14 protein-coding genes are annotated in these 14,436 nt (G+C 65.8%); 3 read left to right on the top strand and 11 right to left on the bottom strand.

Annotation, left to right across the window (positions count from 1 at the left end; translation table 11 throughout):
- Positions 1–24: 24 nt before the first annotated feature.
- The 6 genes from kdpB to ACVXZ4_RS01790 form a co-directional block, all read right to left on the bottom strand.
- Positions 25–2,187: a potassium-transporting ATPase subunit KdpB gene (gene kdpB / locus ACVXZ4_RS01815; protein ID WP_461796550.1), complete on the bottom strand. Its 2,163-nt coding sequence runs from the start codon at positions 2,185–2,187 to the stop codon at positions 25–27.
- A gap of 2 nt (positions 2,188–2,189) precedes the next feature.
- The gene (gene kdpA / locus ACVXZ4_RS01810) at positions 2,190–3,863 is read right to left on the bottom strand and encodes a potassium-transporting ATPase subunit KdpA (protein ID WP_461796549.1); all 1,674 of its coding nucleotides are present in this window, start codon (positions 3,861–3,863) and stop codon (positions 2,190–2,192) included.
- Positions 3,863–3,952 carry a K(+)-transporting ATPase subunit F gene (gene kdpF / locus ACVXZ4_RS01805; RefSeq protein WP_461796548.1) on the bottom strand — a complete coding sequence of 30 codons (90 nt, stop codon included), beginning with the start codon at positions 3,950–3,952 and terminating at the stop codon, positions 3,863–3,865. Before kdpF ends, kdpA begins: the two co-directional genes overlap by 1 nt.
- Before the next feature lie 714 nt (positions 3,953–4,666).
- Complete coding sequence (locus ACVXZ4_RS01800; RefSeq protein ID WP_461796547.1) at positions 4,667–6,229, bottom strand: serine hydrolase domain-containing protein; 1,563 nt, start codon at positions 6,227–6,229, stop codon at positions 4,667–4,669.
- Between the two features lie 53 nt (positions 6,230–6,282).
- Positions 6,283–6,924 carry a winged helix-turn-helix transcriptional regulator gene (locus ACVXZ4_RS01795; protein WP_461796546.1) on the bottom strand — a complete coding sequence of 214 codons (642 nt, stop codon included), beginning with the start codon at positions 6,922–6,924 and terminating at the stop codon, positions 6,283–6,285.
- Positions 6,925–6,943: 19 nt separating this feature from the next.
- Complete coding sequence (locus ACVXZ4_RS01790) at positions 6,944–7,378, bottom strand: VOC family protein (RefSeq protein WP_461796545.1); 435 nt, start codon at positions 7,376–7,378, stop codon at positions 6,944–6,946.
- A 257-nt stretch (positions 7,379–7,635) separates the two neighbouring features.
- Between ACVXZ4_RS01790 and ACVXZ4_RS01785 the strand changes: the two genes are divergently transcribed.
- Complete coding sequence (locus ACVXZ4_RS01785; RefSeq protein WP_461796544.1) at positions 7,636–8,175, top strand: GNAT family N-acetyltransferase; 540 nt, start codon at positions 7,636–7,638, stop codon at positions 8,173–8,175.
- A gap of 33 nt (positions 8,176–8,208) precedes the next feature.
- Here ACVXZ4_RS01785 and ACVXZ4_RS01780 read toward each other — a convergent pair whose 3' ends face one another.
- From ACVXZ4_RS01780 to ACVXZ4_RS01760, 5 genes are all read right to left on the bottom strand, one after another.
- Positions 8,209–9,171 carry a cation diffusion facilitator family transporter gene (locus ACVXZ4_RS01780; RefSeq protein ID WP_461796543.1) on the bottom strand — a complete coding sequence of 321 codons (963 nt, stop codon included), beginning with the start codon at positions 9,169–9,171 and terminating at the stop codon, positions 8,209–8,211.
- 98 nt (positions 9,172–9,269) lie between these two features.
- Positions 9,270–9,872 (bottom strand): DUF305 domain-containing protein, encoded by a 603-nt coding sequence (locus tag ACVXZ4_RS01775; protein ID WP_461796542.1) that lies wholly within the window; start codon positions 9,870–9,872, stop codon positions 9,270–9,272.
- A 66-nt stretch (positions 9,873–9,938) separates the two neighbouring features.
- Positions 9,939–10,364 (bottom strand): DUF6153 family protein, encoded by a 426-nt coding sequence (locus tag ACVXZ4_RS01770; protein WP_461796541.1) that lies wholly within the window; start codon positions 10,362–10,364, stop codon positions 9,939–9,941.
- A gap of 76 nt (positions 10,365–10,440) precedes the next feature.
- Entirely contained in the window at positions 10,441–12,534 is a 2,094-nt protein-coding gene (locus tag ACVXZ4_RS01765) for a heavy metal translocating P-type ATPase (RefSeq protein WP_461798038.1), read from the bottom strand.
- A 98-nt stretch (positions 12,535–12,632) separates the two neighbouring features.
- Positions 12,633–12,884: an SHOCT domain-containing protein gene (locus ACVXZ4_RS01760; RefSeq protein WP_461796540.1), complete on the bottom strand. Its 252-nt coding sequence runs from the start codon at positions 12,882–12,884 to the stop codon at positions 12,633–12,635.
- A gap of 187 nt (positions 12,885–13,071) precedes the next feature.
- On the opposite strand from ACVXZ4_RS01760, the gene ACVXZ4_RS01755 reads away from it, so the two are divergent.
- The gene (locus ACVXZ4_RS01755) at positions 13,072–13,413 is read left to right on the top strand and encodes an ArsR/SmtB family transcription factor (protein ID WP_461796539.1); all 342 of its coding nucleotides are present in this window, start codon (positions 13,072–13,074) and stop codon (positions 13,411–13,413) included.
- An 11-nt stretch (positions 13,414–13,424) separates the two neighbouring features.
- Positions 13,425–14,408, top strand: coding sequence for an SRPBCC family protein (locus ACVXZ4_RS01750; protein ID WP_461796538.1), 984 nt, complete (start codon positions 13,425–13,427; stop codon positions 14,406–14,408).
- The last annotated feature ends 28 nt before the right edge of the window (positions 14,409–14,436 follow it).

The raw sequence follows: 14,436 nt of genomic DNA, 5'->3' as shown, positions 1-14,436 counted from the left end.
GTCTACTTTCCAGTTCGAGGGTGTTCAGAAGCCGGGGATGAGGGTGACGAGCAGGTCGATCAGCTTGATGCCGATGAACGGCGCGACGATGCCGCCGACGCCGTAGATCAGCAGGTTGCGGCTGAGGATGCGAGAGGCCGAGGTCGCCCGGTAGCTCACCCCGCGCAGTGCGAGCGGGATCAGGATGACGATGATGATCGCGTTGAAGATGATCGCCGAGAGGATCGCCGACGCCGGAGAGTGCAACTGCATGATGTTGAGCACGGCGAGCCCCGGGAACGTTCCGGCGAACATCGCCGGAATGATGGCGAAGTACTTGGCCACATCGTTGGCGATCGAGAACGTCGTCAGCGACCCGCGGGTGATCAGCAGTTGCTTGCCGATACGCACGATGTCGATGAGCTTCGTCGGGTCCGAGTCGAGGTCGACCATGTTGCCGGCCTCCTTCGCGGCCGAGGTTCCGGTGTTCATCGCGACGCCGACATCCGCCTGCGCGAGGGCAGGCGCGTCGTTGGTGCCGTCTCCGGTCATTGCCACGAGGTTGCCGCCCTCCTGCTCCTTGCGGATCAGGGCGAGCTTGTCTTCCGGTGTCGCTTCGGCCAGGAAGTCGTCGACCCCGGCCTCCGCGGCGATCGCCTTGGCGGTGAGGGGGTTGTCGCCGGTGATCATCACCGTGCGGATGCCCATCAGGCGTAGCTCCGCGAAGCGCTCCGCCAGTCCGGTCTTGACGATGTCCTTGAGGTAGACGACCCCGAGGATGCGCGCCTCACCGGTGGTGGACTTCGTCGCCACGACGAGCGGCGTTCCGCCGGCGTTGGCGATGCGGTCGACGAGTTCCTCGAGTTCGGCGAGCTCGCTGCTCGCCGCCTTCTTCGACTCCTCGACCCAGGCGATGACGGCGGAACCTGCGCCCTTCCGGATCTGCGAGCCGTCGGAGAGGTCGAGACCGCTCATGCGGGTCTGGGCGGTGAATGGCACGATCTCCCCCGCCACGCTCGTCGGCTCACGGAAACCGTCGACCTTGGCCAGGTCGACGATCGACTTTCCCTCCGGGGTCGGGTCGCTGAGCGAGGAGAGGGCCGCCGCCGAGACCAGGTCGGCCTGGTCCACTCCGGTCATCACGGTGAATTCGGCCGCCTGGCGGTTGCCGTAGGTGATCGTCCCGGTCTTGTCGAGGAGCAGGGTGGTCACGTCGCCCGCGGCTTCCACCGCACGCCCAGACATTGCGAGCACGTTGCGCTGCACCAGCCGGTCCATTCCGGCGATACCGATCGCCGAAAGCAGGGCGCCGATCGTGGTCGGAATGAGGCAGACCAGCAGGGCGATCAGCACCGGCACACTCACCGGGGAGCCGACGTAGCCGGCGACGGGGTTGAGGGTGAGAGCGACGATCACGAAGACAATCGTCAGACTGGCCAGCAGGATGTTGAGCGCGATCTCGTTGGGCGTCTTCTGCCGCGACGCGCCCTCGACGAGCTTGATCATGCGGTCGACGAAGGTCTCGCCTGGCTTGCTCGTGATGCGCACGACCACGCGGTCGGAGAGCACTCGGGTGCCACCGGTGACGGCGCTGCGATCCCCGCCGGATTCGCGGATGACGGGAGCAGACTCTCCGGTGATTGCCGACTCATCCACCGAGGCGATGCCCCAGACGATGTCGCCGTCCCCGGGAACCAGTTCACCGGCGACGATCACGACGACATCGCCGAGGGTCAGGTCCGCGGACGAGACCGGCGAGGTGGCCGCCAGCTCGGCGCCCGCATCCTTCTTCTCGTCGTACGACACGACGCGGTTGGCCATCGTGCTGGTTCGGGTCTGGCGCAGGCTCTCCGCCTGCGCCTTGCCGCGGCCCTCGGCGACGGCTTCCGCGAGGTTCGCGAAGACGACGGTGAGCCACAGCCAGATAGCGATACCCCAGGTGAAGGAGGCGGGCACGATCGCCCCGCCGGACTTGGACGGCCCGCCGAGGAACGGCTCAGCTATCGCGATGAGTGTCGTATACGCGGCACCGATCTCGACGATGAACATGACCGGGTTTCGCCACATCTGGCGCGGATCGAGCTTGCGCAGCGCGCCAGGGAGGGCGGCAAAGAGCTGCTGCGGGGTGAACGCGCTCCGCTTCGGAGCGTGCTCTTCCCCAGGAGCCGGCTTCCGCTCGGGAGCGGGGGTTTCGATGACAGTAGACATGTTTATTGCAGCCCTTCAGCAAGCGGTCCGAGCGCCAATACGGGGAAGTAGGTGAGCGCCGTCACGAGAACGGACACTCCGATGAGCAGGCCGACGAACTGCGGCCGGTGGGTGGGGAGGGTGCCCGCCGTCGCCGGAACCTTGTCCTGGGCGGCGAGCGAACCAGCGAGGGCGAGAACGAACACGATCGGCAGGAAACGACCGAGCAGCATCACGATGCCGAGAGCCGTGTTGAACCACGGAGTGTTCGCGGTGAGGCCGGCGAAGGCCGATCCGTTGTTGTTCGCGGCGGAGGTGAACGCGTAGAGCACCTCTCCCAACCCGTGGAGGCCGGGATTGTAGATAGAGGTCTTCAGGACATCCTCCCGAACTGCCGGTATCGCGAAGCTGAGCGCCGTGCCTGCCAGCGCGAGGGTCGGCGTGATGAGGATGTAGATGCTCGCGAGCTTGATCTCCCGCGGCCCGATCTTCTTGCCGAGGTACTCGGGAGTGCGCCCGACCAGCAGGCCGGCGATGAAGACGGCGATGACCGCGAGGATCAGCATTCCGTAGAGACCGGATCCGCCACCTCCCGGTGCGACTTCGCCGAGCATCATGTTGAACATGGCCATGAACCCGCCGAGAGAGGTGAACGAGTCGTGCATGGAGTTCACCGCGCCGGTGGAGGTGAGGGTGGTCGAGGTGGCGAAGAGGGTGGACCCCCAGATGCCGAACCTCTGTTCCTTGCCCTCCATTGCGCTGCCGGCGAGCCGGGTCGCCGCGCCGCCGGTGAGCGTCTCGAACAGGGTCATCGCCGTAAGTGAGACCGCGAAGATGGAGGCCATCACCGCGAGGATCGCATTGCCCTGGCGCTTGTCTCCCACCATTTGGCCGAAGGTGCGGGTGAGCGCGAACGGGATAGCGAGCATCAGGAAGATCTCGAACAGGCTGGTCCAGGGGGTCGGGTTCTCGAAGGGGTGCGACGAGTTGACGTTGAAGAACCCTCCACCGTTGTTACCGATCTCCTTGATCGCCTCCTGCGATGCCACCGGGCCACCCGGTATCGACTGCGTGCCACCGGTGATGGTGTTGACGGTGTCGAAACCGTTGAAGTTCTGGATGACGCCGCCGGCGATGAGGACGATGGCCGCGACGATCGACAGCGGTAGAAGCAGTCGGAGGGCCGAGCGGGTGATATCCACCCAGAAGTTGCCGACGGTGCCGGACTTTCGGTAGGCGAGACCACGGATGAGCGCGACGGCGACGGCGATTCCCACCGCGACCGAGAGGAAGTTCTGCACCATCAGTCCGCCGAGTTGCACGGCGTAGCCCATCGTCACGTCGGGCGAGTACGACTGCCAGTTGGTGTTGGTCACGAAGGATGCCGCGGTGTTGAACGACAGCCCCTCCGGGATCGCAGGGAAGCCCAGCGCGAAGGGAAGTACGGCTTGCAGTCTCTGGATCGCGTAGAGCACCAGCACGCCGACCAACGAGAACGCGAGCACACTGCGCAGATAAAGGCGCCAGGTCTGCTCGGAATCCGAGTCGACGCCGATGACACGATAGAAACCGCGTTCGACCCGAAGGTCCTTGGAGGTCGTGAACATGCGCGCCATGTAGTCGCCGAGTGGGCGATACACGAGCGCGAGGAGCACCACGAGGGTCAGGATCTGGAGGATCCCAAAGAGTACGGCCATCAGAAGCGCTCCGGTTTGACGAGGGCGAACACGAGGTAGACGAGCGAGGCCACGGCGAGAACCGCGGCGATGATGGTGAACACGATCACAGCTTCTCCACCCCCCAGGCAACGACGCCGATCACCGCGAAGACGGCGATCGGCACGAGGATGTACACAATGTCGAGCACTGGGAGCTCCATTCGAGTTGGATCGCGGAACCCTGAGTCGGGCCCGATGCCACGTGAGGCACAGCAGATGAGTAGACACCCTCCGTTATCGCTGCTTGGTGTTGCTCACGAAGTCTTTACGGCCGGGCCGGAAACCCTAACGAATCCCTAACAGTGACGGTGGATCGGTGCCGCGAGCCGAGGCTCCGCGAGCATCGCGTGAGGATTCGCACCCGGCGCGCACGGAGTTCGTGAGGGATCCGTCCGCGCTGGTGCGGGTCGCGGAGCTCAGCGGCACTCCCTGTTCGATCAGCGGATGTTCGATAGTGCCGGATTGGTCGCCCGTCGACCACCCACCGCACCCCCGTGACGATCTTCCGAATCGGATCGATCGAGACGGATGCCGGTGGGTCCCTGACCATACGGGTGACTGCCCCGTGGGCTGATCCCTCGGACGAGTGGAGTGAAGTGCGACTCATCGGTCGCGCCTGGACGGCCTACGCCAGCCTCGCGCGCCTGGCGTTCGACCCTCAGGGCGTACTCGACTATGTCGTCGCCCGGCCAGCCGATGTGGCTGTCCACCCTGGCATAGGTTCGCGCGCCGATCGGCCGATGCGACGAGATATCGGGCCGGCTCGATCTCGAAAGTGGAGGGTCAGACCGCGGACGCCCGTTCGCGCCGCGCTCGCAGCGCGTGCACGAGCCGCTGCACCCCGAGCGCGAGGCAGGCGGCAGCAAACACGAGGCTCACCGCCACCGAGACCGCCAGGTCCGGCACCGCGGCCCACCACGCGCGATCCAGCAGGGGTTGATGCGTCTGTTGCGGCACGACCACGAACGCGAAGGTCACCGTGACGAGCGTGACGAGCGTGACGACTATTCGGGGCATCCATCGGCCCCACCCGCTTCGTCGCGGTCGCAGCGAAGAGATACCGAAAAAGAGGAACCCAGCGAATTGCACCAGAGGCAGAGCCACCATGATTGTCGGCGCCGCGGCGACGAGCGGATCGACGACGCGGGTCGAAGTCTGGGTGCCGACGATCACGTGTAGTAGCCCGTTGGTGAATACACCGAACCGTCCCATGTCGGTGCCGAGCCCGGTGTTGCTGAGAACCACGACTCCCAAGCCGCGATCGGGTGCGAACGCCAGGTACGAGGTTTCGCGCGTGGTGCTGCCGTCGTGGTCGTAGATCAGGGGAAGGGTCGGGTCGTCGTAGTTCTCGTCCCGGTCATGAAGCTCCCAGAATGGGCGCACGAACCAGCCGCTCGCGTACTTGCTGAACGTGTCGACCGTGGTCAGCGGAGCATGGTCCGCCGCAATCACCTTCGGATCGATGCCCTCCTGGCCACCCAATTCGGCTCGGAGAAGCCGGGTCAGATCGGCCGCGGTCGACGAGGTGTAGGCAGAGGGCGCACCCATCGGCCACCGCGGGCCCGGAATGGTGGAGTCGATCGCCCCGAACCAGGTGTAATGCCCCGTGGCGAGGCCGTTCGCCTTGGCGATCGCCAGGTCGCTGGTGGTTGCGCGGAGGGCGAGCGGCCCCGCGACGAGATCCTGCAGGGAGTGTTCGAAGTCCGTGCCGGTGACCTGCTCGATGATCGATCCGAGCAGCGTGTAGTTGCCGTTGGAGTATTCGAACTTCGTACCCGGCGCCGATGCCGGAGAGCTCTGCAGCAGGTGGCGCGCCTCCGCTTCGAGGGAGGTGAAGCCGGGCGCCGGATCGAACTCGTCGGCGGTGCCCGCCTCTGCACTGATCCCAGAGGTGTGGCTGAGCAGTTGCGCGACGGACACATCGGCGTATGGGCTGGTGCCGCCACTGAGCGGGCGCAACAGCGCGCCCACCCTGTCGTCCAGGGACAGCCGGCCCTGCGCGATGAGCTGCTGGATGGCAAGCCCAGTGAACTGTTTCGACGTCGATCCCAGCACGAAGGGGGTGTCGGGCGTGACCGCCGGCCCTCCGGGAGCGGCATCGCCGTAGGTGCGATCGAAGATCACCGAGCCTTCGGACAACACGACCACGGCGAGACCCGACAACTTCAGCTCCGCGCGCTCCCGCTGCACGAAGGCGTCGATCTCGGATGCGGTCCCCCACCCGGTCGGCGTTGTCGGCGGGGCGGGGACGGCTTTCGCCTGGCCTCCGCCAAGTATCCCCACGAGCACGGCGGCGATCAGCAGGCCTCCCCGCACCCCTACGTGCCGCCCGCCGGTCGCTCGCATGCGCGAAATTCTAGTGAGACGGAGCCGCACCCGCGACTGGTTGCACCATCCGATCAGGCGGCGAGGTGGAACGTGTTCGCGAAGCGATCGAGGAGCTCACCGCGCCCCCGCAACACCTCGACCACACCGGTCGTGATCGCGCGATCCGGGGCGAGCTCTCCCGAGATGAGTCGGCGGATGTCCGCACCCGTTGCGAAGGCGAGGTCGGCCGGCCCGTCCCCGCGCGTCACCTCGAGGGCGGAGCCGTCCACCCGGATCAGCAGCTCGGCGGCCCCGAAGCGCGCCGCGTAGGCGGTCGCGGGCAGGAGCACCGCGACCTGCGGCCGGAACGCGGTTCGCAGATCCATGGTCATCGCGTCGGGGGTGATCACCTGCTCCTCGCGGGGATCACCCATCGTCTTGAACCCCCAGGCGCCGAGCGCGAGAACGACGGGCTCCAGTTCTCGACCGTACGGGGTCAGCTCGTAGACGATCACGCGCGAATGCGGCACGCGGCGAAGCACGCCAGCGGCCTGCAGCTCTTTGAGCCGCGCCGCCAGGATGTTGCTGGGAATGCGCGGAAGCCCCGCAGCGAGCTCTCCGTACCGGCGCGGACCGACGAGCAGGTCGCGCACGATCAGCATTGCCCAACGCTCGCCCACCAGCTCGAGGGCTCGCGTCACACCGCCGTACTGGCCGTAGTCTCGGGCGACCATGGGGTGTCGTTGCTCGGCTTCAGGCCTGCTGTTCTGCGAAGGCTTCGGGTCCCTGCTCGGCGGCGACCGGATCCATCCAACCGAATTCGAGGAAGTTGCCGTCGGGGTCGGTGAGCTGGCGCTGGTACATGAAACCGTAGTCCGACGCGGGGTGGGGTTCAGCCCCGCCTGCAGCCAGGCCATCGGAGACTGCCTTGTCGACCGCGTCGCGGCTGTCGAGGAAGATCGCCGTCGCCACCGTGGGGTTCACCGCCGGGTCGCCGATCGGCAGGTCGGTGAAGGTCTGGAAGAAGTCGCGCACCAGGATCATGAAGTAGCTGTGGCCGTCTTCGACGACGACACAGGCGGCATTGTGATCGGTGAAGAGTGGATTGATGGTGAATCCGATCGCGGTGTAGAACGCCTTCGCGCGCTCCAGGTCGGTCACCGGCAGGTTGACGAACATCTGGGTCATCGTGGACTTCCTTCTTCTGGATTCCGAATGCGGATGCGGATGACGTAAACACTTGCAAAAAACAAGTGCGGCGTCAAGACCCCCTGCGATCTCTTCTGGCGATGAACGGACGACAAGTTTCGATAAACGCCGCTCCGGGCGAGCGCACCAATGGCTCGCACAACGCACGGTTGCGGCCTAATGTCGTGGCCAGGACCCTTTCGAGATCGCGCCCGGCACGTCCGGTGACGCCACACGAGCGAGCGGAGTGACTCCGGATGCCTGAGGACCTGCAGGTGCGGCTGGCGACGGCAGACGACTATCGGGCGATCGAAGAGGTAGAGACCGCGGCGTTCGGCACCCACTCGCGCGTGGTCGTGCCCTTGATCGAGCGATTACGGGCCACCGGGGCCGACGCCTTCGAGCTCGTGGCAGAGAACGGCGGCATGATCGTCGGTCATGTGATGCTGTCCCGCGGCTGGCTCGACGCGCCACCACGGTTGGTCGATGTGCACGTGCTGAGCCCTATCGCCGTCACCGCCGGTCACCAGAACCAAGGAATCGGGAGGAAGTTGATCGATGATGCCGCCATTCGCTCGGGCGAGAGCGTGCCGGCGATCTTCCTCGAAGGAGATCCCGCCTACTACTCCAGAGTGCAGTTCGTCGCTGCCACAGGATGGGGATTTCGATCCCCTTCAGTGCGAATTCCGCCGCGGGCATTCCAGGTGCGACTACTGCCGACCTACGAATCGTGGATGACCGGAACCCTCGTCTATCCGGACGCTTTCTGGTCATCCGACGCCGTGGGGCTTCGCTGACAGATCAGGATCACCCTGGGAAAGCGCCCCCGATCAGTCGTGGGTTTCGTGCTCGTGTTCACCGTGCTCAGCGCGCTCGAGTTGGAATGTGGAGTGCTCGATCGACACGGCGAAGTGCTCGGCGACGCATTTCTGCAGGTCATCCACAATGCGTGGTGCGTGCCCGTCGAAGAAGCAGGCGTCGTCGACGACCACGTGCGCGGTGAGCACGGGGAGCCCGGTCGCGATCTGGGTCGCATGGAGATCGTGCACGGCCCGAACGTGCGGGATTCCGAGGATATGGGTGCGCACGGAGTCGAGATCGAGCCCCCGCGGAGTGGACTCCAGCAGCACGTCGATCGTCTCCCTCAGGAGGGTGAAGGTGCGCGGCAGGATCAGCACGCCGATGAGCATGGCCGCCACAGCATCCGCCCTCGTCCATCCCGTGGTGGCGATGACGATGGCCGCGACGATCACGGCGACCGATCCGAGGGCGTCGTTGACGACCTCGAGGAACGCGGCCCGCAGGTTGAAGTTGGAGTTGCGGCCGGAGGCGAGCACGAGGATCGACGCGATGTTGCCGACCAGGCCGATGATGCCGAACACGACCAACCCGCCCGAGCCGATCTCGGGAGGGTTGATCAATCGCTGCACCCCCTCGACGAGGACGAAGATGCCCACGGCGAGGAGCACGGCCGCCTGCACCGTCGCCGCGAGCACCTCGGCGCGTGCGAAGCCCCAGGTGCGTCGCGAGCTCGAGGGGCGGGTGGCGAGATTCGCCGCGACGAGCGCCAGCAACAGCCCTCCGGCATCGACGAGCATGTGCGCGGCGTCGATCAGCAGCGCGAGGCTGCCGGTGATGATCGCTCCGACGACCTCGGCGAACAGGATCGCGGTGGTGATCGCGAACGCGATGGCGAGCCGCCGGCGATTCGACCCGGCCGGTGCGTGAGTGTGCTCTGCCACAGCTATGCCTCCTCGTGCGTCCAGGATCGTCTCCGATCGTCCTGCTCCCATTATCTGGCCGCGATCGTCGACAAGTCGCCGGAGCGAGGGCGAACGCGGAGCCGTCCGGCGTGACCACGGCGGAGTTCACCATGGTCACGCCGGGCGGCCTATTGCAGAGCGCTCAGGATGCTGGCCATCTCGGTGATCTCCGCCGCCTGGCCGGTGGCGATGCCCTGCGCGAGTGTGATCGCGTCGGGGTTTTTGCCGTCGCTGATCTCCGTCTTCGCCATGGCGATCGCGCCCTGGTGGTGTGTCGTCATCTGGAGGAGGAACAGCCTCGAGGCCTCGATGCCGGTCGCATCGTCGAGCGAGGCCATGTCACCGTCGGACATCATCCCCGAGTCCATGCCGGACATCCCCGACATTGAGCCCATCGGGCTTCCCCAGGTTTTCAGCCAGGCCGTCATTTCGGTGATCTCGGGCTGTTGGGCCGCCTTGATCCGCATTGCGATGTCGATGACTTTCGGATCGATCCCGCTCTTCGCGAGGATCATGTCCGCCATCTCGACGGCCTGCTCGTGGTGCGGCACCATTCCCATCGCGAAGGCGACATCCGAGTCGTTGAATGCCCCGGTGTTCTTGGCGGAGGTGGATCCCGGTGAACTGCTGTGGGTCATCCCTCCTATCGAAGGCGTCGCCGAGCATGCAGACAGGGTGAGGGCGGTGGCGAGTACGCCGACTATCGCCAGGGTTGAACGTCGTTCATACATGGGTGTTTTCCAATCAGTTGAGGGTGAATTTGAGCGCAGAAATGCCCGGGATGCGGGCGCGCTTGATCACGTCCTGCTGATGGAGAGTGCGTTCAGATCGGGTGGCGGTGGCAACGCGAGACACGCGGCCGGGGGGATCGCCCGCCACAGGGAATGCGTGGGGGCGAAGAAGATCGACCACTGGCGGGAAGCGGTGATGGTGAGGACCAGGCCGGTGAACAACAGGGCAAGCACGCAGGCCATGTTGGCCACTACATGGCCCGGGTCGCACATCCCGCTGCAACTACCGGGCGTATTGGCCGAGGTGGGAATGACCATGGCGACCGCGCCACCGTGGGTGTTCATCTCCGCGGCCATGGTCGACACCGGTTCGTGGTGGTCACCGGGCGCCGACACGATGGTGTGCATCGCCAGTAGGCCGACGATCACGCCGACGGCCATCACGAGCATGACGATGAGGTGCGCGAGACCCGGGCGTGGATGTCGAATCACTACGCCCCTTTCGCCACATACCCATGCCGGGTATCGAAGTTGAGATGAAGACCGGTGCCAGCACAGGGAAGAACCCCTAGCCGGCGCTCCTCTCGAGAGCTTTCTCCAGTTGGCCATCATTCCCCGCCGGAGTGTGAGTTTGCCCGGACAACCGGGCGCCCGCACTGACTTCGGGCCGGAGATCCAGGCGCCGCAGCAGCTGTGCGTTCAGGGCAACCACAACGGTGGACGCCGACATGAGCAGTGCCCCGACTGCCATGGGGAGGATGAAGCCGATCGGCGCGAGGACGCCCGCGGCGAGCGGCACCGCGATCAGGTTGTAGCCGGCCGCCCACCACAGGTTCTGTTGCATCTTGCGGTAGCTCTTCCGCGAGAGCTCGATCACGGACAGCACCGAGCGGGGGTCGTCGCTGGCGAGGATGACGCCGGCGGAGGCGATGGCGACATCGGTGCCGGCGCCGATCGCGATTCCGACATCCGCCTGGGCGAGTGCTGGGGCGTCGTTGACTCCGTCGCCGACCATCGCGACCGTGCGTCCTTCTCCCTGGAGCTCGATCACCTTCGCCGCCTTGTCTTCGGGGCGCACCCCGGCGAAGACCCGATCGATGCCGAGTTCTCTCGCGACGGACTGCGCGACCGCGTCGGCATCCCCGGTGATCATGACGACCTGGATTCCCAGCGCATGGATCGCGTCGACGGCCTGCCGCGATTCGGGCCTGATCTCGTCGGCGAGCCCGATGGCCCCCACGACCGCGCCATCTCGCAGCACATGCAGGATGATTTCGCCGTCCTCCGCCCACGCTGACGTTTCCATCAACGCCGAAGCGTTGTGGGATTCGAGCATGCTCGGTCCCCCGACGCTGATGCGGCTGCCCTCGATGGTTCCCGTGACTCCGACGGCGGTCGATGCCTGAAAATCGGTTGCCCGAAGGTGGGTGAGGTTCCGCGCCCTGGCCGCAGCGACGATTGCTGCGGCGAGGGGATGTTCGCTGTCGCCCTCGACGGCTGCCGCCCAGGAGAGCAACTCCTCTTCGGACACTCCGTCGACGACGGCGACTTTCGAGACGGTGGGCTCGCCCGTGGTCAGGGTTCCGGTCTTGTCGAAGAGCACGGAGGACACTGTGCGCATTGCTTCGAGGGCGAGCCTGTCCTTGATCAGCACGCCGCCCTGTGCGGCACGTTCCGTTGCGATGGACACCACAAGGGGAATCGCGAGACCGAGGGCGTGCGGGCACGCGATGACCAGGACCGCGATGGTGCGGATGATCGCATCATCCGGAGCCCCAAGGGCGGTCCACACGATGGCCGTGATCGCGGCGGATCCGAGTGCGAACCAGAACAGCCAGCCCGCTGCCCGGTCGGCAAGGCGCTGGGCGTGGGACGACGAGTTCTGGGCTTCGCTGACGAGACGCTGGATTCCCGCAAGGGCAGTGTCGTCACCGACCGCGGTCACTCGCACCCGCAGCGCGCTGTCGGTCGCGACGGTGCCTGCCACGACGTGGGATCCGATGCCCCGGCTCACCGCACGCGACTCGCCGGTGATCATCGACTCATCGACATCGGCTGTGCCCTCGGTGACTTCACCATCGGCCGGAACCCGTCCACCGGGGCGCACCACCACGAGGTCGCCCACGACGAGGTCTGCGGGCGCGACCGTGACAGTGCTGTCTCCATCGACCCGTTCTGCCTCATCGGGAAGAAGGGCGGCGAGTGACTCAAGGGCGGTCGAGGTCTGCGCGAGGGAGCGCATCTCGATCCAATGCCCAAGCAGCATGATCACGATGAGCAGCGCCAACTCCCACCAGAAGTCGAGCTGATGATCCAGAAGCCCGAGACTCGCTCCCAAGGACGCCACGAACGCGACCGTGATCGCCAGCGCGATGAGAAGCATCATCCCCGGCTTGCGTGCCTTCAATTCCGTGACGGCACCGGTCAGGAAGGGTCGCCCGCCCCACACGTACATCACGGTTCCGAGAACGGGCGAGATCCACGCGACGAACGGGAACGTCGGCAACCGGTAGCCGAGGATCATCGCGAACATGTCGCTGAAGGCTACGACCGGCACAGCGACGACCAACATGATCCAGAACAGGCGCCGGAATTGGGCAACGTGATCGCCGTGACCGGCGTGGTTCATGCCGGCGTGGCCGGCCATCTGGTGCGAATTCATCGCTTCGTGTTCCTGCGCGGATGCGTGCGCGTCCCGTTGTTTCATGCGCCGATCATATACCCCCTAGGGGTATAAGGGAAGGGCTGCAGCAACGGGCGTCACGCAGTACCCAGGTGCTTGACACGCTCGAGGTACTCCTCAGTTGTGAGGTCACCCCGGGCATACCGCTCATCCAGGATCTGACGCGGACTCTGCACAGGGCTCACAGCCGGCGGGGCAACAGTCGCGGAGTGATTCGGGCGTCCGGGGACCAGGCGAAGAACGACGATGACCGCAACGACGACCAGGGCGACAACCACGACCCCAGCGAGCCAACCCCAGCCCATCATGTTGTATCCGTAGCCCCACATTGCGCCGTCTCCTCCCGGTCGAAGCGCGTTCGGCTGCCGACCTCGTGTCCCATGGTCCACTTTGTGGCGCTCACGCCACAGGGCCATTGGTCCCGTTCTCCTGTCGGCCGAATCGCCCCTGAAGTCGAGGGCTCCCGCGTCTGGAAGGGCTTGCGCGCGATGTCCCGGAGAGGTAATGTACAACCAAATGGTTGTACAACTGGAACTCTCCGACGACGACGTGAACCGGATCTTCCGCGCCCTCGCCGACACGACCCGGCGCGACATCGTTCGCCGGACGCTCCTCGCCGAGGTCTCGGTCTCGCAGCTCGCCGACGCGTACGCGATGTCGTTCGCTGCGGTGCAAAAACACGTCGCAGTACTGGAGGAGGCGAAGCTCGTGACAAAACATCCCCGCGGGCGAGAACGGATGGTGCGGGGCGACCCCGAGCGCATCCGCCAGGCGCAACTCCTTCTCGACCAGTTCGCCGCGCTCTGGCGCTCGAGGATCGACCGTCTCGATGCGCTGCTCGAAGAAGATCCCCACTAGAAAGGTTTGCCATGCCCGTCACCTCCGTCGAGAAAGACCTCGACCGTTTCACCCTCACGATCGTCGCCGACTTCGCGGCATCCCTCTCACGCCTCTGGGATGCTTACACCGATCCCCGCCAGATCGAGCGATTCTGGGGTCCGCCGACCTACCCGGCCACCTTCTCCCGCCACGACGCCGCCGTGGGCGGTCGCAGCGTCTACCGGATGACCGGGCCGACGGGCGACGAGCACTACGGCTGCTGGGAGTGGACAACGGTCGATGCTCCCCGGTCGTTCACCATCGTCGACTGGTTCGCCGATGAGACGGGTGCGCCGAACACCGAGCTTCCGCCGCTACATGCGAGTTTCGAATTCGAGGCGACCGACAGTGGATCGCGTCTCACCACCGTCTCCCGCTTCGATTCGCTGGAGGATCTCGAGAAGTTGCTGGAGATGGGCGTGCTCGAGGGCACGACACTGGCGATGGGCCAAATCGATCAGGTCCTCGCCGATCTCGCCGCGTTCGCCACGGACCGTGTCGCGGAGGCGCAGATCCTCAGCGACACGCAGGTGCGGGTCGCCCGCGTCATCCGCGGTTCTGTCGAGCAGGTCTGGCGCGCACACAACGACGCCGACCTCATGAAACAGTGGCTGCTCGGTCCCGACGGCTGGACCATGCCCGTCTGTGAGATCGCGACCACAGTCGGAGACAGCTACCGCTACCTGTGGGCGCCCGAGGGCGGCGGCGAAGGCTTCGGCTTCACCGGAGAACTTCTCGAATCGCAGGCGCCGTACCGCGCCGTCACCACAGAGTCGATGATCGGCATGGACTTCCCGTCGACTCTCAATGAGCTCACCCTCACGCCCGTGGCGGAAGGCACGCTTCTCTCCCTCGTCATCACGTACGCGAACGCCGAGATGCGGGATGCCGTACTCGCCACCGGAATGACGGGCGGCATGGAAACGAGCTACGCCCGCCTCGAGGGGCTGCTCGAGTCACGGGTCGGGGTGTAGCCCGCGAGAACCGCCTGGCCGCCGTCGC

The organism is Lacisediminihabitans sp. FW035 (assembly GCF_054880895.1).
Note: the sequence above shows the minus strand (reverse complement) of the source record. Positions and strands in the feature narration are given on the sequence as shown.

Bases quoted from the DNA above. Each gene is read 5' to 3' on its own strand.
- kdpB (WP_461796550.1), bottom strand. From the start codon at position 2,187: ATGTCTACTGTCATCGAAACCCCCGCTCCCGAGCGGAAGCCGGCTCCT.
- kdpA (WP_461796549.1), bottom strand. From the start codon at position 3,863: ATGGCCGTACTCTTTGGGATCCTCCAGATCCTGACCCTCGTGGTGCTC.
- ACVXZ4_RS01800 (WP_461796547.1), bottom strand. From the start codon at position 6,229: ATGCGAGCGACCGGCGGGCGGCACGTAGGGGTGCGGGGAGGCCTGCTG.
- ACVXZ4_RS01795 (WP_461796546.1), bottom strand. From the start codon at position 6,924: ATGGTCGCCCGAGACTACGGCCAGTACGGCGGTGTGACGCGAGCCCTC.
- ACVXZ4_RS01790 (WP_461796545.1), bottom strand. From the start codon at position 7,378: ATGACCCAGATGTTCGTCAACCTGCCGGTGACCGACCTGGAGCGCGCG.
- ACVXZ4_RS01785 (WP_461796544.1), top strand. From the start codon at position 7,636: ATGCCTGAGGACCTGCAGGTGCGGCTGGCGACGGCAGACGACTATCGG.
- ACVXZ4_RS01780 (WP_461796543.1), bottom strand. From the start codon at position 9,171: ATGGGAGCAGGACGATCGGAGACGATCCTGGACGCACGAGGAGGCATA.
- ACVXZ4_RS01775 (WP_461796542.1), bottom strand. From the start codon at position 9,872: ATGTATGAACGACGTTCAACCCTGGCGATAGTCGGCGTACTCGCCACC.
- ACVXZ4_RS01765 (WP_461798038.1), bottom strand. From the start codon at position 12,534: ATGAATTCGCACCAGATGGCCGGCCACGCCGGCATGAACCACGCCGGT.
- ACVXZ4_RS01760 (WP_461796540.1), bottom strand. From the start codon at position 12,884: ATGTGGGGCTACGGATACAACATGATGGGCTGGGGTTGGCTCGCTGGG.
- ACVXZ4_RS01755 (WP_461796539.1), top strand. From the start codon at position 13,072: ATGGTTGTACAACTGGAACTCTCCGACGACGACGTGAACCGGATCTTC.
- ACVXZ4_RS01750 (WP_461796538.1), top strand. From the start codon at position 13,425: ATGCCCGTCACCTCCGTCGAGAAAGACCTCGACCGTTTCACCCTCACG.